19 protein-coding genes are annotated in these 19,869 nt (G+C 36.5%); 5 read left to right on the top strand and 14 right to left on the bottom strand.

The genetic code is table 11. The features are described 5' to 3' along the window. Positions 1–25: 25 nt before the first annotated feature. From FHY47_RS04635 to FHY47_RS04645, 3 genes are all read right to left on the bottom strand, one after another. Entirely contained in the window at positions 26–670 is a 645-nt protein-coding gene (locus FHY47_RS04635) for a bifunctional 2-keto-4-hydroxyglutarate aldolase/2-keto-3-deoxy-6-phosphogluconate aldolase (protein WP_066103666.1), read from the bottom strand. Between the two features lie 88 nt (positions 671–758). Next, positions 759–1,619, bottom strand: coding sequence for an SDR family oxidoreductase (locus FHY47_RS04640; protein ID WP_066103664.1), 861 nt, complete (start codon positions 1,617–1,619; stop codon positions 759–761). 284 nt (positions 1,620–1,903) lie between these two features. Further along, entirely contained in the window at positions 1,904–3,313 is a 1,410-nt protein-coding gene (locus tag FHY47_RS04645; RefSeq protein WP_066103662.1) for an MFS transporter, read from the bottom strand. A gap of 771 nt (positions 3,314–4,084) precedes the next feature. Here FHY47_RS04645 and FHY47_RS04650 point away from each other — a divergent pair. Continuing rightward, positions 4,085–4,474 carry a CidA/LrgA family protein gene (locus FHY47_RS04650; RefSeq protein ID WP_148629745.1) on the top strand — a complete coding sequence of 130 codons (390 nt, stop codon included), beginning with the start codon at positions 4,085–4,087 and terminating at the stop codon, positions 4,472–4,474. Continuing rightward, positions 4,459–5,151, top strand: a complete 693-nt coding sequence (locus tag FHY47_RS04655) for an LrgB family protein (RefSeq protein ID WP_066103657.1) — start codon at positions 4,459–4,461, stop codon at positions 5,149–5,151. The genes FHY47_RS04650 and FHY47_RS04655 overlap by 16 nt, the downstream gene beginning before the upstream one ends. A gap of 36 nt (positions 5,152–5,187) precedes the next feature. Here FHY47_RS04655 and FHY47_RS04660 read toward each other — a convergent pair whose 3' ends face one another. The 5 genes from FHY47_RS04660 to FHY47_RS04675 form a co-directional block, all read right to left on the bottom strand. Further along, positions 5,188–6,738, bottom strand: a complete 1,551-nt coding sequence (locus tag FHY47_RS04660) for a hypothetical protein (RefSeq protein WP_148629746.1) — start codon at positions 6,736–6,738, stop codon at positions 5,188–5,190. Between the two features lie 88 nt (positions 6,739–6,826). Next, positions 6,827–6,976, bottom strand: a complete 150-nt coding sequence (locus FHY47_RS18855) for a hypothetical protein (RefSeq protein ID WP_187393433.1) — start codon at positions 6,974–6,976, stop codon at positions 6,827–6,829. Then, positions 6,963–7,778 carry a pyrroline-5-carboxylate reductase gene (proC, locus tag FHY47_RS04665; protein WP_148629747.1) on the bottom strand — a complete coding sequence of 272 codons (816 nt, stop codon included), beginning with the start codon at positions 7,776–7,778 and terminating at the stop codon, positions 6,963–6,965. Before proC ends, FHY47_RS18855 begins: the two co-directional genes overlap by 14 nt. Positions 7,779–7,871: 93 nt before the next feature. Continuing rightward, positions 7,872–9,746 carry a squalene--hopene cyclase gene (shc, locus tag FHY47_RS04670; protein WP_148629748.1) on the bottom strand — a complete coding sequence of 625 codons (1,875 nt, stop codon included), beginning with the start codon at positions 9,744–9,746 and terminating at the stop codon, positions 7,872–7,874. A 23-nt stretch (positions 9,747–9,769) separates the two neighbouring features. Further along, positions 9,770–10,807 carry a threonine synthase gene (locus tag FHY47_RS04675; RefSeq protein ID WP_148629749.1) on the bottom strand — a complete coding sequence of 346 codons (1,038 nt, stop codon included), beginning with the start codon at positions 10,805–10,807 and terminating at the stop codon, positions 9,770–9,772. Positions 10,808–10,908: 101 nt separating this feature from the next. On the opposite strand from FHY47_RS04675, the gene FHY47_RS04680 reads away from it, so the two are divergent. Both FHY47_RS04680 and FHY47_RS04685 read left to right on the top strand, forming a co-directional pair. Then, entirely contained in the window at positions 10,909–11,403 is a 495-nt protein-coding gene (locus FHY47_RS04680) for a hypothetical protein (RefSeq protein ID WP_139891890.1), read from the top strand. A gap of 205 nt (positions 11,404–11,608) precedes the next feature. Continuing rightward, complete coding sequence (locus FHY47_RS04685; protein ID WP_139891889.1) at positions 11,609–11,845, top strand: hypothetical protein; 237 nt, start codon at positions 11,609–11,611, stop codon at positions 11,843–11,845. 126 nt (positions 11,846–11,971) lie between these two features. On the opposite strand, the gene FHY47_RS04690 is transcribed toward FHY47_RS04685, so the two are convergent. Then, on the bottom strand, positions 11,972–12,850 hold the full coding sequence (locus FHY47_RS04690; protein ID WP_148630253.1) for a GNAT family N-acetyltransferase: 879 nt from the start codon (positions 12,848–12,850) through the stop codon (positions 11,972–11,974). A 274-nt stretch (positions 12,851–13,124) separates the two neighbouring features. Here FHY47_RS04690 and FHY47_RS04695 point away from each other — a divergent pair, with 274 nt between their 5' ends. Next, complete coding sequence (locus tag FHY47_RS04695; RefSeq protein ID WP_148629750.1) at positions 13,125–13,499, top strand: hypothetical protein; 375 nt, start codon at positions 13,125–13,127, stop codon at positions 13,497–13,499. A gap of 15 nt (positions 13,500–13,514) precedes the next feature. Here FHY47_RS04695 and FHY47_RS04700 read toward each other — a convergent pair whose 3' ends face one another. The 5 genes from FHY47_RS04700 to FHY47_RS04720 form a co-directional block, all read right to left on the bottom strand. Then, positions 13,515–15,182, bottom strand: a complete 1,668-nt coding sequence (locus tag FHY47_RS04700; protein ID WP_148629751.1) for an FAD-dependent oxidoreductase — start codon at positions 15,180–15,182, stop codon at positions 13,515–13,517. 173 nt (positions 15,183–15,355) lie between these two features. Then, positions 15,356–15,919: an alkyl hydroperoxide reductase subunit C gene (gene ahpC, locus FHY47_RS04705; protein WP_066103636.1), complete on the bottom strand. Its 564-nt coding sequence runs from the start codon at positions 15,917–15,919 to the stop codon at positions 15,356–15,358. Between the two features lie 497 nt (positions 15,920–16,416). Beyond that, positions 16,417–16,893, bottom strand: coding sequence for a GNAT family N-acetyltransferase (locus FHY47_RS04710; protein WP_066103634.1), 477 nt, complete (start codon positions 16,891–16,893; stop codon positions 16,417–16,419). Continuing rightward, positions 16,890–18,392, bottom strand: a complete 1,503-nt coding sequence (locus FHY47_RS04715) for a M81 family metallopeptidase (RefSeq protein WP_262365991.1) — start codon at positions 18,390–18,392, stop codon at positions 16,890–16,892. The genes FHY47_RS04710 and FHY47_RS04715 overlap by 4 nt, the downstream gene beginning before the upstream one ends. A 22-nt stretch (positions 18,393–18,414) precedes the next feature. Beyond that, complete coding sequence (locus FHY47_RS04720) at positions 18,415–19,866, bottom strand: aldehyde dehydrogenase family protein (RefSeq protein ID WP_140461499.1); 1,452 nt, start codon at positions 19,864–19,866, stop codon at positions 18,415–18,417. Positions 19,867–19,869: the final 3 nt, after the last annotated feature.

Consider the following 19,869-nt stretch of genomic DNA (forward strand, 5'->3'; position numbering starts at 1 on the left):
CCCTCCTTTATGTAGCAGGTCTTGATTATTTATTTTGAAGTGTTGCTAAATGGTCCATAAACTCTCTTGCAACTGCTTGGACAGAGCTGTAATCTCCATCTTTCACATTCTTCGTTAAGGCACTTCCGATACCTACTGCAAATGCACCAACTTCGATCCAGTCAGCCAAGTTATCCTTGCTAACACCGCCTGAAGGCATCATTTGAACATGTGGAAGTGGTCCGTGTACATCCTTAATGAAGGATTTGCCAAGAAGGCTTCCAGGGAACATTTTGATAACATCAGAACCGTATGTAACAGCCTCCATTACTTCAGTTACGGATCCGCAACCTGGTAAGTAAGGAACACAATAACGATTACACATTAATGAAATGTTTTTATCAAAGTGTGGACTCACGATATAGCGTGCACCCTTCATAATAGCAAGACGAGCTGTAGCTTCATCTAATACTGTTCCAGCACCAATGATCATGTTGTCATCATTCATGCTTGCAAGTTCAGCAATAACGTCACCTGCATCAGGTGTTGTAAATGTAATTTCTAAAGAACGAATACCGCCTGCATATGCTTGTTTAGCAATTTCAACAGCTTCTTCTTTTGTCTTACCGCGAACAACTGCTACAACATAGCCTTTGCGCATTTCATTTAATACTTCAAATTTTGGTAACATAACATTCACACTCCAGTTTTCGAGTCGATATCAACAAAACAAATAGCGATAGATTAATCGCTATTTGTTTTCAATTTTTTAGCCCTAATTAAACACCAGAATATGCAGAGAACGCACCATCAACTGGGATGATTACGCCATTAACAAAGCTGGATGCTTCATGGCTTGCAAGGTATAACATTGTTCCAACAAGCTCTTCCGCTTCACCAAAACGATCCATCGGCGTATTGCGAAGGATTTTCTCAGAACGCTCAGTGTAAGAGCCATCTTCGTTTTTCAACAATTTTTCATTTTGTGCTGTAACGAAGAATCCTGGAGCAATTGCATTAACACGGATTCCAACTTTAGACATGTGAACCGCTAACCATTGTGTAAAGTTACTTACTGCAGCTTTCGCACCGCTGTAAGCAGGAATTTTTGTTAATGGTGTGTATGCATTCATAGAAGATACATTGATGATTGTTGCACCTTTACGATTTACCATATCACTTGCAAATTCTTGAGAAGGTAATAAAGTACCTAAGAAATTCAAGTTGAATACGAATTGAACTCCTTCTGGATCTAAATCGAAGAAAGTGATTGTATCTTTCAATTGACCATTCAAATCTTCTGGGAATAAATATTCTTTAGTAGTAGTTCCAAGTGGATGGTTACCACCAGCACCGTTGATTAAGATATCGCAAAGACCTAATTTTTCTTTTACAACTGCGTGTGCAGCTTTTAGGCTTTCTTTGTCTAATACGTTTGCTTCAACACCAATCGCAATTCCGCCTTTTTGGCGAACTTCTTCAGCTTTCTTTTCAGCATTTTCTAAAGCGCGGTCAAGAATGGCAACTTTCGCTCCACATGCAGCCAAAGCATCAACAAATGCTCCGCAAAGGATTCCAGCGCCGCCTGTAACAACCGCAACTTTATCTGTTAAATCAACTTTAAAAGGTAAAGTAGTCATTTCGTCATACCTCCATATATTTGCATTGAAATTTTCATAAACACTATGTATACGTGTTATTGCATGCTTGTATACTAGCATACTTGACGAGTTATATCAATAATTTATTTTTCTAAATTTGAACATAACTCATACATTAAATGCCCATTACTTATCATGCTCTACCAGATTCAAAGTATGTACGTAATTCATTAAATACTCTTCCTTTTACATCCTTTTCTTCTTTTTACAAATTTCCCAATAACAAAAAAAGATAGCCCATTTAAGAGCTATCTCTTTACTAATTATTTTTTACGTCTTTCAGCAATATCAATTGCAAGTTGCTCTGTACGTTTCTTGTTTAATGGGTACAAGAACATTAGGATTAAGAAAATAACTGCATAGAACAACGCTGGTGCTAATGTACCAAGTGCATGAATTCCATTTAACGTACCTTCTGTTTGTGTTTCAAGTGCTGCATTGTAACCAACTGCAGCGATCAAGAAACCGCCAAGACCACCAGCAACGGCTTGACCTACTTTACGAGCGAAGGAGTAAACTGAATAAATCGTTGCATCTTCACGTAAACCAGTTAAGAACTCATGATAATCAATAACATCCGTTACAAACGCCCAAATAACAACGTTTAAGAATGCTGTACCAAACATACCAAGTGCTGCAATCCATACAAATGTCATTGCATCAATATCTTTCAGCATGAATAGTACGAAGTAAATGATAGCCGCAAATCCCATACCAATAGAAGCAATTTCTTTTTTACCGAAACGAGCAACTAATGGTTTAACCAACGGCATTGCTATAAATGCTGTAACTGTAGTCATAACACCAACAAGACTTAACGCTGCAGTGCTAGTGAAATAATCTTTAAATAGGTATACGTTTACTGCTCCCATAAGCATGCTGTTTGTCATGAATAATAAAGATGCAGTTAAAATCCAAATAAGTGGTTTGTTTTGACCGATCGCTTTAAGCGTTTTACGAAGATCCATTTTTTCTGCATCATTTGTTTCAGGAACGATACGTTCAGTTGTTAATTTGTAGCAACCGATGTAACAAGAAATTGCCAACACACCAAAAATACAAGCAGCCATGAACATACGATTTGCATCGATTTTGTTATCAACAAAGACAATCATTGGTCCGACTGCATTGATGATCAAGCTCGCAAGCATCATACCAGCTGTTCTGTAAGTAGATAAAGAAGTACGTTCAACTGGATTATCTGTCATAACAGAAGCCATAGATCCGTAAGGAATATTAACTGTACTGTACAAAGTACCCCAAACGATATATGTTACGAACGCCCATGCTAGATAGAAGCCGTCGCCCATACCAGGAATCGTAACGAACATTAAAACCCCTGAGAAAACTAATGGGAATGACATTCTTAGAACCCATGGTCTAAATTTACCATTTTTAGTTGGTTTTCTAGTGTCAATAAAACGTCCCCAAGTTACGTCTGCTACTGCGTCCCATAAACGAGCAGCCATGAAGAGCGCACCAACTGTCGCTGCATTGATGCCAAAAATATCGGTATAGAATACCATTAGGTAAGCACTTACCAATAAGAAGAAGAAATCGTTTCCAAAGTCACCTAATAGATATCCAATTTTGTCCCTCATGCCGAAAGGACGAACATTAGGAGTAGGGTTTTCTTTTGGTGAGCCTTGTTTTTTCAAAGCTTCTGCACTCATTTTATTTACCTCCAAATACTATAATGGTTATAAATGACGAAAATACCGCCAAGCAGGGTTCAAACACTTACACTCCATACTTCCATCATCAATCTTTTTAAACAGTTAAGGCTTCTTAACCGGTAGTATATACTTATTCCCAAATTTTATTTACATTTCATCTTGCTCATAACTTCACAAATGGAAGTAAAATAAAATGCAGGAGTTAAAATTGTTCTAAAACTGATTATTAATACTTCGTGTAAAAATAAATTATAATTACTATTGCTCATTATTTCACAAACAAGAGTAAAATAAATGTTTGAAACTTCTTCTTGGTTCAAACTGTGTTTCGTTCATTTACACTAGTATACTAGCATGCGCATGATCAGATTAAAAGACCTTTTTTTAATTTTTTAGGAGGTAAAATAAACCAAACAAGAATCCTCACTAATTTTTCTGTTTCCGTTTTCATACGGGAAGCTTTAAAAAGATACTGGCCGGACATATACGGAATTATGTTTTTCTAGATTGTAAAGCTTTAAATTACTCCTCACCCTCTTTTTATCCTCTTATCTTTGCTTAAATTAGAAGCAATAATTAGAAAAGCTAAACAACAGAGCCTCTGATTTAACAGGATTCAAAAAGCTAATAAGATGTACTAGCTAAAGTACAAGTGCAATTTCCATAAAGTGCAAATTGTTTGACTTGTCAGAAGGGAAGCGTAATATCAAATTATCATTTAAATTTGGAGGTGAAGGTTACTTTCACTCTATAGTAGCCAATACGTTCATGAAACATTTAGTCATATGCTCGCAAATCGTTGTTCTTTTTCTTTTTTATTATATCGGCGTATTCATACAAGAGCTGTTTAGCATTCCCATCCCTGCAAGTATCATCGGGTTATTATTACTGTTAGTTTGCTTAAAATTCAAAGTAATTCCAGTTGAATATATTAATCGTGGAGCTGGTTTTTTAATTGCTTTCTTGCCTTTGTTATTTGTTCCAATCTGTATCGGTGTTATAAAGTATCCCGAGCTATTCTCCTCTAAAGGTTTCATCATTATGTTTGTCGTATTTATTAGTACAATCTTTACCCTGCTGATATCCGGAGGAACCAGTCAGATTCTCGAAAATTCAGTGAACCAACGAAAGGATCAAAATAAATGGGGAAATTACTGATTGCCATTTCGATTATTATTATAACTGTCATCATATTTCTTTTATTGAATAAACTCTATATCCGATTTTCCAATCCATTTCTTTTGCCGATCTTAACAACAACCATTTTAATTGTTTGCATCCTTTCAGTTTTTAATATTTCTTATGATACATACATGATTGGCGGAGAGTGGATTAATCAATTACTTGGTCCTGCAGTAGTTGCACTTGCTTTTCCGCTTTATAAACAATGGAGAATGTTGAAAGATCATATATTCGTCATTTTAGGAGGTGTCTTTCTTGGCGTATTGGCAGGAATGGTTAGCGGACTTCTATTTAGTAAGCTGGCTGGTGTAGCCGAAGAGACTGCCGTTTCCATACTGCCAAAATCATTAACTACACCGGTTGCTGTACAGATCTCCGAGGAATTAGGCGGGGTTCCAGCATTAACAGCTATTTTTGTCATGATAGCAGGTCTAACCGGAGCTATTTTAGGGCCGCTTATTTTAAATCTATTCCACATAACAAATCCCGTTAGTAAAGGGATTGCTTTGGGCAGCGCATCCCATGCAATTGGTACCTCAAAGGCATTTGAATTCGGTGAATTAACCTTTTCCATGAGTTCTATCTCCATGACATTAAGCGCTGTTTTTGGTTCCATTATAGGACCAATTATCATGAACCTCTTTATTAACTAGGGGTAAAAAAAGTCCGTTTTTGCTGAAACGGACTTTTCATATACTTTGCGCTACCTCTTTAATCCCGTAATTTTCGTTCTCAATTTGTTTCACCTTATCGCTGCATTCCTGTAATTGTTGATTCAGTTTGATAAGCTCCTTTTCATATTTACTTTTAATCTTATTCTCCGTTTCAATCATGAAATCAATATCCGTTAATTCCTTCTGTATTTGTTTAATCCCAATTCGATCAGCCCGTTTAAAGTCACTATCCGAATCTAAAATATCTCGGACTAAGCTCTCAAGAAGCTCATCCACTTTTTTCTCTTTACCAAGCTGATCAAGTGTCACTGACATATTCAGCAATTTATTAGTAAATTGTTTGATTAAACTGGTTTCCAATATTTCATTGCTTTTGGATGCAGCTAATTGGTTTAATTTTTTTTGGATGTGAATGTACTCAGTACGATGTTTTTCAAAACTTTGATTTATCTTCAACTCATTTATATCCATAAAAAGGAGTGTTGATTTAAGCTTGTACATTTCGATATTCAATCGTTCCTGAATATGTTTTTTTTGATTTGCAAATTCGTTTATCCGCTGCCGGGATTTATGGACAGATGAACTCATTTCGATATGTTTCATTTCTAATAAATCAGAATGATACTCCAATTGACGGTATTCCTCTACCCTTCTTTTCCATTCATTCAGGAATAAAACTGGACTGGATACAGAATTTTCATCGCATAAATACGCTAAAGTTATCTGCATTAGGATAAAAGGCATTAGCCTTTTTTTTATAGCATGATGCTGATAGTTTATTTGAAGGACTCTGCCTCCAAGGACATAGGGTGTAATAAAATATGGAGAAGTTAATAATTTTGTCGTAGGGGAAATATTTTCTTGATTGATTAATGGGATATTCATTGGAAGCTTTTCATTGTAGTTCATTAAAAGCTTTGTAAACATATCAAAAAATGAAGGAAGACTGATATTTGATACCTGAATAAGTAAAGTGGATAATTCTATTTCTTTAAAAACCTCAATTGACAAATAATTTGCAGGCAATTGTTGAAGAAGGATCCATTTTTCATCCTCTGAGAGCTGAATTATAAATTCATATATAGTGTTTAAAAAATCCTGCTGATCCTCAACTGAAAGATTTTGAAAGCGATATTCCACCTCATAAAATAGCTGTCTGAGCTGATAGTGAATAATGTGATGGATCCTTGTAAACTCAATTTGTTCCGTGTTTTGAAGGAATGATTTTTCCTGATTTATATATATTTGATATACTTTTTCAACAATTTCTTCACATTGATTATCCACATGGAAAGCTTCACTATAATAAACACCTTCTAGTTCGAGTGTTTTATTCATTTCCTGAAACAAACTGACCTGCAATGCCTCATCTGAGAGATGAATATATTCATCGGTTTTTTCAAGAAGGCAGTTTACATAATCAGTGTTATGTTTCCTAGAAATGATTTTGTTAAAATTAAATGGGATTAGTTCTTTTAGATTTAAATTCGTTAATAAACTATAAATGATTCGTAAATCGGCTCCTTTCAACGAATAGATACTGTTAGATAATAAAGTTCCATCCATATAACTCACTCTCCCGACCTTAACAGATAGAAATATTTTAACATGGAAATAGTTGTTAATATACGTGTGAGTGTAAATCTTTTTCAATTTAATTAAGATTGATAAAAGTGTAATTCATAAAAAGCGGGACAAAGAATGGTTTAACTACACCATGAATAATCACTGCATAAAAAACAGCATCCATATCCCTAAAAGGTAAAATGGATGCTGCATTATTTTCGTTTCTAGTAAACTTCATCATTCATTTTCTTTGATTGTTCAGCACAAACCTCCATCGCTTTAATGACAGAACTTCTGAATCCTTGTGCCTCCAGTTCTGTGATGGCAGCAATCGTTGCACCACCTGGGGAGCAAACTTGATCCTTCAGTTCTGCTGGATGAATCCCTGTTTCCAAAGCGAGTTTTGCCGATCCCATAATGGTTTGTTCAGCCATTCGATAGGCTTTTTTTCGATCTATCCCTAATTTCACAGCTGCATCTGCCATTGCTTCAATTAATACGAAAATATAGGCTGGAGAAGAACCGCATAAAGCAATAAACGCTTCGAAATCATCTTCTTTAAGAATTTCATATTCTCCAAACACACTAAATAACTGGCAGATTTCCTCTAACTCTTCTCCTGTGACATGGTCATTTGGACAAATAGCTGTCATCCCTGCATTCACCAGGACAGGAGTATTAGGCATAGACAATATAAATTTTGATTCTGCTCCAATCCATTCATCCATTTTCCTTATTTTAACTCCGGCAGCAATCGAAATAAGAATCTTCTTATCAGTAACATATTCTCTTATTTCTTTAATAACTTCTTCATATTGGTTTGGATTAACTGCTAAAAAGATTATATCTGAATTTAGGACAACTTCTTTATTATCCAGAGTTGTATGAATCGGCCACTTTTCCGAAATAGCAACTTTTGATTCTTCTGAGCGCACAGATACCAACAATTGATCAGCGAGTTTTTGATTACTGTTAATCAAAGAACCAACCATCGCTTTTCCCATATTTCCACAGCCAATAAAACCTATTCTTTTATTCATGTTTCAACACCTATTCTTCCTCATTTGCCACTATTCTAACATAAAACAAGTAAAAAATAGAAAATTAGGATTAGCGCGCTCATTCCCATGTAGCTATGTATGGTCAGTAATCAGTTTCTTTTCATAATGACCCAGTGCTAACAGAGGAAAAATATAATTATAGCTTTCATAAATGATATAAAAACCACCCCGTAAACCGAGACCTGTTGGATACCTGTTTGCATTAGGATGGTATAACTCTTCATTTATTAAAAAGTTAACCCCTTTCTGAATGGTTGTTGAAGTTGCCCGCTTAACTGCTAAGAGAGCATCCAATGCCCAGGCTGTCTGGGATGGAGTACTGTAGGACAATGGGATATAACGTTCTTTATCTGCACTCATACAGGATTCTCCCCATCCTCCATCTTTCAGCTGGATAGACTCCAGCCATCTGATTGCTTTTTGGATAGAAGGGTGCTCAGGCTTGATTCCGATTGCACATAGTCCAGTCACCGCTGCCCACGTTCCATAAATATAACAAACACCCCATTTTCCATACCAGCTACCATCTGATAATTGTTCTTTCAGAAGCCAGGCAGCTGCTCTTTTAATAAAGGAATGGTCATGTGTTAATCCAGCATAATTACCCATAAATTCTAAAACACGACCTGTCAGGTCTGAGGTAGAATCGTCAATGATGGCATCCTTTGCATTTTCGATTGGTAGATAAGCAAATAAAGAATTATAGGCATCTTTTTCAAAGGCTCCCCATCCTCCATCCTTATTTTGCATGCCCTTCAAATACGAGAAACCTTTTTTCCAAGCAAGATTTGCTTGTTGGTTCAATTTACTTTGCTTTGTTAATGCTCGTAAAACCGCACTTGTATCATCATTATCCGGTATATAATGATTGCTGTCAGAAAATCCCCATCCCCCAGGAATCACATCTGGAGCATGTACTGTCCAATCCCCTCTCGTGCTTTGTTGTTTTTTCAGCAAATACGCATTTGCTCGATCGATAACAGGATGGGTTGCCTTAACCCCCGCTTCTTGTAAGGAATAGCTTAATAAAGCTGTATCCCACACCAGGGAGGGTGAATTTTGCAAATGAAGGCCATAAGGTGTATTCGTTAAATAGCTCTTCATTCCCTCCATCGCCTTAAGAATAATCGGTGAGTTTCGTTTATACCCTAAGGCAAGTAAAGCATAAATCATATAACAGGTAGCCGAACTATAACTATACAGTGTCCCATTTTTCTCAACCCGGTCAATCATTAGCTTTTCTGCAGATTGATAGCCTGCTTTTTGCCAAGAGGATGGAGAAAAATTGAGGGTCTTTAGTTGATTAATCAATTGTTCTGTCTGAAAAAAACGTTCCTCTCTAAACCATCCACCTTCTTGTCCATCAAGGAAACTCTTATCTATCCCCTTGTGTTCATACATAAATCGTTTATTAATGCAGATGGTCATAGGAGTTAAATGCACTCTGGCATAGTTACTGCATTGATACATGTTAAAAGGTACATGGGGCGGGAGCATAAAATAACTCATCGGAAATTTAAAAAAGCTTGGATAATTATACATTCCATTGACTGCGAGCATCATTTTAGTCATAAAGTGAGATTTTGATACTCCACCATGCTTAATTATAAATTGTTCAGCTCGCTTCATCTCCTCATCCATCCGAGTAAATTTGCCTGACACAAGCAGGGCTGTATAAGATTGAACGGTGGCAGATAAATTACCATCCTTCTCATCCGGATAGATACTCCAAGACCCATTATCATTTTGAGTGCGCAGCAGCCGTTTCACTAGTTGATGCATTAATTCTTCTTCATCTATTCCTAAGGTCCGTATAAGTAAGATCATAAAACAATCCGTTAATGAAGATCCTTCAAAGTTGAATGTCCATGAACCTGATTGATTTTGTGTTTTTTCCAGCCTTTCTAGCTTGGAGGCTATATACTTCTCAACGTTAGATTTTGTCATAACTATCTTATCACCCCAAAAAACTATTTGGATTTTCCTATCTCGCTAAAATTACTAAGGGGTATCACAATCGATTCATTTTTGATTGAAAAGTCTCGATAATATCTCATGCATCCTGCGTAGGCTGCTGCACTTTGTTCATCTATCTGATAACCTCTCATAAAAAGCGCTTTACTGGCTTGAATGATTTCAGTTTTCGTAATGGTCTGTAAGTGTCCATCTGTCTCTTTAATCATTTTTATCAATTCTTTATATAGGGGTTGAGGGATAGATACCGCTTTACTTTTTACAGGCAGAGAAGTTGATTGAATGTCGACAATGATAAATCTGGGGAGTTTTCCTATTAAATGATGTTCTAAAAGATCCTTAAATCCATAATAAGTACCTACTGCTAACATACTGGTTTCAACCGAGAACGTAACGATATCAGGATGACGGTGTCCCAACTGCTCCCATATCTCATATGCATATGTTTTTGCTCCCTCAATCATATAGGGGTGAAAGTCGGGTAAAATAAAATTATTTGCAGCAGATTCTTGATCAGAAACAAAATCGCTTACTCTGACTCCTTCATTTCTGTATGCATCCACCAGCTGACAGGCTGTATTTTCAGGTAAAGCTAACTCACAGGCAATTTGAGCATGTTTTGCATATTTAGCAACAGAAAGACTCATACAAGTGGCTTCCATTATAAGGATGTTTTGTATCTTTTTCTCTAGTAACTTAGTCACTAATAATGCTGAGCATCTATCTATATAAGATTGGCTTGGTAAAGTGTTTTCTAATTTTAAGTAGATGTGCTGATTGTCCGAGTCCAATTTATCGAGCACGGTATTCCCCTCACCTAATGATACCTTCTCCCATGCACGTTTGTTTGCTTGTACTGATACTACTAGATAGTACTTCCACATCGTCTGGTTCTCACCAACAATCCAATTATCCTTAAAAATGCTTTTACTTGTTTTGATTATTAACAGACCGCCGCATGTACAACAATTTTTATCCGTTTCCTCCATGAATAGCTCCTGGCAATCTACACAAATAAATTGAATTTCACTCATTCCTGCTCCTCTCGTTAATCAGTTAATCAACATATTAAGATGGAAAAGTTTGCGTTTTTCATTTATGATGATGGTATTAATAAAAATATGGAGGCGATTAGATGATTGATGTATTTCATGGAACCTCTACTACCAATTATGAAAAAATTCTCGATAAAGGCCTTACACTACGGACCTCTTTCAGTCATGGAAAAAAGCATGGTGATGCTATTTATGCCACGACACGTAAACATTGGGCTAAAAAGTTTGGACCAAACATCATAGAGTTTCGCGTCAATACGGAATACTTCTTATTTATTGAAGATGAGGACTATGCTAAATTATATGATTCATTTACCAATGAATTCGTACAACCTTACGAAACGATAAGTGCATATATATACCATAAACAATTCGATAAAATTCGTAATTTATCTGGAGTTAATAACAGAACAAACATTAAATTATTTATTAGAGATACCGAATTTAAAATAGGCAGCTTGCTTCGCGAAATGCTCACCTCTAACGGCTACAAAGGTATTGTTATCTCATCAGAAGACAGTAAAGGTCCATTTTATGATCTGACAATTTATGACCTTAGCTGTATTAGCATGTAAACCACCTCCTTTTTACTTATTCGAGAAACCTCACCACTATCCTCATGGCGTTTTTTTAAAACTGTTTCCTGCTGAATAATAAGTTTATAGATACTAAATGGTTAAATAAGGTTAATTTCAAGAATATGTATATATTCTGCAAATTAAAGTTGTTATAATATTAACCAGAATACATAAACTTTCGAAAAAGATTGGAGGAGATTTGTTGGCTAAACAGCATTCACTAACTGAATACCTTATTCCAGGCAGTCTGTTAACTGGCCTTGGAATTGGACTATCCATTGGGTCTCCAGGTGTAGGGTGTCTTGTTGGTTTGGGCGGTGGCTTCCTATTAACGTCAATATGCAATATTTTTCTGGATGGACAATCCAAACTATTAGGGATGGAAGAACTCGAACAAAGAATCAGTAAACTTGAAGAGAACGCAAAAAAGAACGGATGAATGGTGAATAGTCGCACCATCTTCGTTCTTTTTTCTTTGTGATTATTTAAGTTTTAACCTTACTTGATTTAAATAATTTCCCCTTATATGATCATGTGATTCTTGTTCAAACAATTGATCATATAACTATTCGAAACTTTCCTTTTTCAACTCTCGGTTATACACTTCGAACAATTTTTCCACTGAAATACCATTGATTTTCATTCCTGTTATCTCACTTTCCGTGATTTCCAGATTACTTAGGTCACAATTCCTAATCTTTGATTCCTGGAGGTCACATCTTACAAAGGATATCGGATTTTTGTCATCTCCAAGATTTGTGTCCATAAATTCGATTCCTGCAAGGGTAACTAATCTCATATTAGAAAAGGATAGGTTTAAATCTGCAAAATAGGAGTGTTTTAAATTTATGTTTTGGAATTTTGACTGACTAAGATTACAGTTACTGAAATGAGTACTTCTCAAGTTACTGTTACTAAAAGAACTCTCTTCTAAGTTGACTTGGTACCATTCTGTATATGCCATATCACAATTTTCATATGGTTTATTTGAAATATCATGATTTTCTACCGAATTATCAGATTTTGTCAAACTCTCTTTCCTCTTTATGTAGCAAAACTCATCTTCCGACTTAAAGATCGTTTTATAGCCCAATTTCTCGTAAAAATGGTGATTATTAAGCTGTCTGCTGGATGTCTCAAGGTCCCATTGTCTTACGCTTGGAAATTTCTCCTCAATTAATTCCATTACTCTGGAACCGATTTTGAGATTCTGAAAATCTGGATCAACGTATATACGGTCTATTCTTCCATATGACTTACCGGTAATCGTCACGATAACTCCACCAACTATAGCCTCTTTATAGATGATTTTGTAATAGGATAATTCTTCGATCATATATTTAGTCATTTCAACTGAAGTATAGCCAGGAGGCTGGATATTGCAATCCACAATCTCTTGATCTATAAGCCATCTTTTTGCTTCTTCATCAAATGTTTTCTTCATTAGTTCTGTTAATTTTTCAGCGTCACAAAAGATTGCTTTTTCAATTGTTATCAAGTTGTAATCTCCTTTTTCAAAATTCGACTGGATAAACTGATGAATAGTTCTAAATTTTGTAACTATCAAGTGAATTCTACCATAATTTACAAGTTACACGTCATTTATTTAGTTATTTGTTTAAGAATACAAACAATATAAACTGAAGTATTTATAGTCGGGTATAACCATCTCTATATTGCACAAAATGTAAAATAGAATATAACAAGGAGTCTAATATATGCAAAAAATTTTGTATCGTATAATATGGGTATTGATTTTATTAGGCATAAATCTTTGTGCCCTTCCCATTTCGATTTATTCGATCTTCGCAGTTGAAAAAGGGACAAACATTACCACAATGGACTATACTTTGGCAATTACCATTATGGTTATCAGTAATTTCATTACACTCCAGCTCTTCATTGCCATAAAAAAGAATCAAAAAAAGAACGCAATTTATGGAATAATCATTGCTGTCACTCAAATAATTGCCTTCATTTTATTCATGCATTTGTATGAGATTGCAGGCATAATCATCTTTTTACTTTCACTCATTGCATCTGTTACCATGATCATAAAAACCTGGAGAAACAAAAACCCAGCCTTGATGTAAGGCTGGGTTAATTGTTTAAGCTTGTTGTAACACTGCTACAATTTCATTAATTTTTTTAGCGCCAAAGACTACTTGTTCATCATTAATAATCATGGCTGGAACACTCATTACTTTATATTTCTTTTTAATATCTTGGAAGTTGCTGATATCAATCATTTCTGCTTCGACATTTGGGTTTTCAATTGCAATTCTTTGAGCACCGACAACAACATCTGGGCAGTAGTGGCATGATAAAGATACCATTACCTTAATATTTGCTTTTTTATCGATTGCTTTAATTGACTGTTGGATAGAGGAATCTAATGCTTGTCCAGGACCTGCCAGATTATAAATTGCCAGGATGAAGGAATTAAGCTCGTGTCCTCCCGGTACACCATGGAACTTCACGCCACTGTAATTCCCTTTATGATCAAGCAACGAAACAACCGGAAATTTATCAGCATTGATTTTCGTTTCCATTTCAGCATTTTCGCCTTTTGGATAAACTTCTAGATGAAGTTTATCGCCAAGTTCAGCAACATCAATCAAGAAATCACGTAATTCTACAGATTTAGGCATACTTTCATCTACAATGCTTACTAATGTTACATCATTCTCCATTTTGGAGAAAATACCTTTTAGTTGTCCTTTGATAGCATCGCTTAGTAGGCTGCTCTTACCACTTTGAGCTGTTTCTTTTGGTGTAGATTCTTTTTTCTCTTCCGGTTTTTCTTCTTTTGGCTCATCAACAATGCCAAGGCGCTCTTTTTCTTCAGCAACATATTTCTGTACGTCTGTTCCGGCAATCGCCCCATCGGCAACTGCTGTAATAACTTGACGTAAAGATTTTGGACGAAGATCTCCAACAGCATATACACCTTTAATATTTGTTCTCATTTCTTCATCTGTAATAATGTAACCACGTTCATCCATTTCTACATGACCTTTAAAGATCTCTGTCTTAGGCTGATATCCCACGAATACAAATACTCCGAATGCGCCATCTTCTTCTTTCGCTGTGTATTCCCATTCTTCCTTCGTTACATTATTAATAAATCGGGCATGCTGAACCATCTCCACCCCTGAAACCTCTAGCAATTCCGTATTAAATTTAACTTCTATATGTTCATTGGCAAAAACCTTATCTGCGATAGAAGGAGCACATGTAAACTCAGGTTCACGAGCAATGATTGTAACCTTGCTGGCAAAACGAGTTAAATACATTGCTTCTTCAGCTGCGGCAAATCCAGCTCCAATTACAAACACTTCTAATCCTTCGAAGAATTCACCATCGCATGTTGAACAGTAGGCAACACCACGTCCCGTGAATTCTGCTTCTCCTGGGAATCCAAGTTTACGAGGACCTGCACCTGATGCAATGATTACAGATCTAGCCTGAAACTCACCATTGATCGTTTTGATTATTTTAACTTCTCCGGATAGGTCAACATCTGTAACATCTGTTTTGGTAAATTTAACACCAAAATCTTCACATTGTTTTTTCATTTCTTCTATTAATAAAGGTCCAGTCGTCTTGCGAACACCAGGATAGTTAACAATTTCATTTGTCGTTGCAGCTTGGCCACCCATATTTCCTTTTTCAATAATAAGAGTGTTTAATTTTCCACGTCCGGCATAAATACCCGCTGACAATCCAGCAGGACCTCCGCCAATGATAATTAAATCTAAAATTCCTTTTGTCAAAATACTCACCTAATTTAGTAAACTTTTTAATAAAAAAGGTACTTATCATTTTAAGTACCTCATTTGATCTTCTGATAGAAAAAACATTCAAAACTGGACAAGTAGCTGTCAGTCCTTAAGATAAAATTTGCACTCATCTTCCATTAAGAAAGATAAATGCAAATGATTAATAATTATATTTTACCTACTAGGTCCAGGCTTGGCTCAAGTGTTTCTTCACCAGGAGTCCATTTTGCTGGACATACTTTATCACCGTGTTCTGCAACAAACTGAGCAGCTTGTACTTTACGCACAACTTCTTCAGCATTACGGCCAATACCTAGGTCGTGAATTTCATATGCTTTAATTTCACCCTCAGGATTCACAATGAATGTTCCACGAAGCGCTTGACCAGCTTCTTCAATTAATACTTCAAATTGACGAGAAAGAACATGCGCCGGATCTGCAAGCATAGGATATTTAATTTTGCCGATTGTATCTGTAGCGTCTGCCCATGCTTTATGTACAAAATGAGAGTCCGTAGATACGGAGTACACTTCGCAGTTAATTTCTTTAAGGGCATCATAATTATCTTGCAGGTCAGCTAATTCAGTTGGGCACACAAAAGTGAAATCAGCTGGATAGAAGAAAAAGATTGACCATTTACCTTGAACATCTGAAAGACTTACTTCTTTAAACTCTCCATCATGGTAAGCCTGTACTGTAAAATCCTCTAATTTTTTATTAATAAGTGACATATCGTATATCCTCCTAAACAATATCATCATCTAAGTGATGTTTAATACTATATTATAATAATTATTAAAAAGAAATTTGTCAATTGCTTATTTATAATTATTATCATATTCCTTTAAAATTTTCCGCTCTTTCCATTAGGTAAACTCAATAAAAACTCTCTATATAAACGGTAATCAGGATCAAACATAATACTGTCGATACAGTAAATTTATCAATTGAATTGTATTTTAATGATAAAACGTGAGGGAAATCACCGAGTTATATTATATAAATATAATTTATTTTGCTTTTTTCTTTCACTTGCTAGTATGCCCAAAAACGTTCATTTTTTTCATCTGTTTATGTTTCAATACAATCTATTTATCAAGGTACTTTTTATCTTCATTTTAAGGTTTTGTTTTATAAAAAGAAGAGCCACACTGGCTGTAATAGTCCCTTTGCAGCCAATAATCATCAACGAAAAAAACGTGTGATTAGTCACACGTCCTGTTGTTGATTATAAAATTTTCTCCATATACAACCGATCCTCACCGTCTCCGAATTCACCATACCTTAATTCATTTACAGTAAAACCGATGTTTTTATATAATTTAACAGCAGCCGTGTTTGCTTCGCTTACAGTTAAACTGACTTTATGAAAACCATCATCCCGCAGAATGCTCAGAACCTCATGTAAAAATTGTGTCCCCAATCCTTTCCCATGCTGATCTGACCGTACATAGTAGCCAAATATATAAGCTTTATCCGGCTGATTATAATCTCTCATACATTCACAAACCGCAACTGGTCGTTCATCCCCCTGTTGTCTATAAAGGATTAGTTTTCCGTATCTCGCCAAAGGAACCAGTGTTTGTTCATCTACCGCTCCCAACCCAGGAAATGCATCCTTTTCGAGCTCCATCATCATGTTCTGCTGTGCAGGCGTTAGGGATTCGGGTATTTCAATGTAATACATCGAATTCGTTTGTGTCATGATTTTTTCCTCTCTTCTACCTTTAGAAATTCTATATTTTTTAAGGGCCATGTTTGTTCCGGGATATTTTTATAGGGTAGCTGTGCGATGTTATTAGTGGCCGCGCCCGGTGCATCAACATAAATGACTTCACTTATCAACGGATCAAAAGCTGCCCTGAAATGATTTTTAGCTTTCAATATCAAATACCTGTACGCACTTGGTTCTATCCCAATATGACGAAAAAGTTCAGGATCATTAGCAGACATAGGTCTTCCAATTAGGAGAATATCTATATTTCCTACTCGAATCCAACAAGCACCCTTAACATCTACTTTCAAATCTTTATTAAATGGTCCACTATTATAAAATACACCATCAGTTAACCTGATAACAGTCGCTTGCACATTAACCGGTAATCCAAACTCAGGATAGATTTTCCCGCCAAGTGACAGTTGGACGGTTCCACCAACTCCCACACTCCTGCATATATCAATTGCCTTAGAATCCGTTAATGCTCCAAAAAGCGTTTTCTCTCTATTGTATTCTATACATTCTCTCAAAAGCTTCGTTGTATCTCCACTGCCACCGCTCAACGGATTATCAGAAATATCAGCTAATGCGATTGGTTTATTTTTCTTCATTGCTAACGCAAGCTGAAATGCTTCTTTAACATCAGGCAATTTGACGATAAATTCTTCCCTTAGTTTCCAAAATATTTTGGCCAAGTCACTGGCAGTACGTTCGGCCAACAACTGATTTTTAGCAATTACTATCACACTTGCACCTGCGCTCGGTACATCTGAATATGGAAATCCACCAAATACGGAAATGTTTAAAATACCATCTTCCTCTTCATAACGGTGAGCAAGCTTCATCATTTTTGCCATTGGACCTTCCATTGTCTTCATATTGATTGAGGGAAGCAGCATGGGAATTTTAACACATCTCGCTACATAATCTACACCAAGCGAAAGATGATTCATTAATGCATTCGCGGCATTTACTCCTTGCTCATACATATCAATATGCGGATAGGTTTTAAATCCAAAATGATAGGGTGTAATTCCAACGATGGCCGGACTAATATTGGCATGTAGATCCAGGGTCGTTGCAATCGGGATATCTACCCCAAGTTTTGCTCTAATCTTTAAAAGTAAATATTCTTCTGCATCATTAATTCCCTCAATGACCATTGCTCCATGCAGGGCAATCAATAATCCATCAAGCTTTCCTGCCGCTTCCATTAAACCCATAAGCTCTGTTTCAATTTCTTCGTATGTTTCATAGGTTACCGGACCCGAAGGAACAGCTGCTGCACAAAGAAGGGGGACTATCTCTACCTCTTCAAGTTTCCTCAGAACATCAATAAACCCGCCAACCTCTGTCCTTGTATTTGTATAAACGTCAAAAATTTGGTTCCCTTTAAAATAACCCTCATTCTTAAAATCCTGAATAGTCGTCTTAGTTCTAGAGAAACTATGGGATTCATGATAAAAAAAAGCTATTCCAATCCTCATTTGTTTCACAAGGGAATCCCTCCTATAGATAAGTCATATACACTGATTTCCATTCCGTCATACTATCCAAAGCATGATGGGATACTTCACGATGGCCATTCCCTGAATACTTCATCCCGCCAAACGCAACACCAATTTCAGCATTAGCAGTTCCGTTATTCACATAAACCAATCCACTTTCAATTTCAGCAGCAGCTCGGTTGGCAATAGACAAACTGCTTGTGAAAATGGATGTCGACAGTCCATATTTCGTATCATTATTAACCTCAATCGCCTCTTCATAGCTGTCCACTTCAATAAAGGCAAGAACAGGTCCAAATATTTCTTCTTTAGCAATCGTATGTTCCTTTTTCACATCACTGAAAATAGTTGGTTCAAAAAAACACCCTTCTTCGTTCGCTAATTTCTTTCCTCCACACTCCAATAAGGCTCCTTCTTCTGTTGCTATCCTCACGTATTTCTCAACCACCTTCATTTGCTGCTCATTTACCAAAGGACCTAAGTCAATATTTTCACTAAGACCATTACCTAGTTTCAATTCCTTCGTTAACTTTACGACCCTTTTCAATAAATCCTCTTTAATCGATTGTTCAACAATAACCCGGCTTGTCGCCGTACATTTTTGGCCAGTTGTTCCATATGCACCTTTAACAATACACTCTGCTGCATAATCTAAATTAGCGTCCTGTAGAACAATTGCTGCATTTTTCCCACCTAGCTCAAGGGAAACCCTTTTTAATTGTTTGGCACCTACCTGTGAAAGCAGCAAGCCTACTTCAGTAGAGCCTGTAAAAGAGATCACTTTGACATCTTCATGTTCAGCAAGCTGCATTCCCACCTGACTGCCGCTCCCTGTAATGAGATTTAAAACCCCATTTGGGAGACCAATTTCATGAAAGACTTGCATAAATATACCTGCTGAGAGTGCAACCTCAGAAGCTGGTTTCCACACAATCGTATTCCCACTGATTAAAGCAGCACAAATTTTATAAGCGGCAAGCGCTACCGGAAAATTCCATGGAGTGATACATGCAACTACACCAAGCGGCTCACGATTCATCGTAATCGTTCGATTGTTGTTGCCGGAAGCAATGGTTTCACCATACATTCTGCGACCTTCCCCAGCCATATAGCGGCATGTTTCTATGACGACATTCACTTCCCCGCGTGTTTCCGCCAGAACTTTCCCCATTTCTTTGGTCATAACTTCGGCTAATTGATCTCTTTTTCGTTCAAATAATTCTGCTGCCTTCCATAAAAATACAGCACGTTCCGGCGCGGGTGTTCGTCTCCAGCTTTTAAAGGCAAGGTGAGCATGCTGTACAGCCTGGTCTACCTGGCTTGAAGTTGCGATTGCATACATACCCACCGCTTCATTCGTTGCAGGATTCTTGCTTTCCCGATAATTCTGATTTAAATCGTGAGTCCAATGACCATTCATGTAAAGCAGCTGTTTTGTAAATTCTTTGGACATTTA

This window comes from Bacillus sp. E214, from assembly GCF_008087365.1.
Lineage (GTDB): Bacteria > Bacillota > Bacilli > Bacillales > Pradoshiaceae > Pradoshia.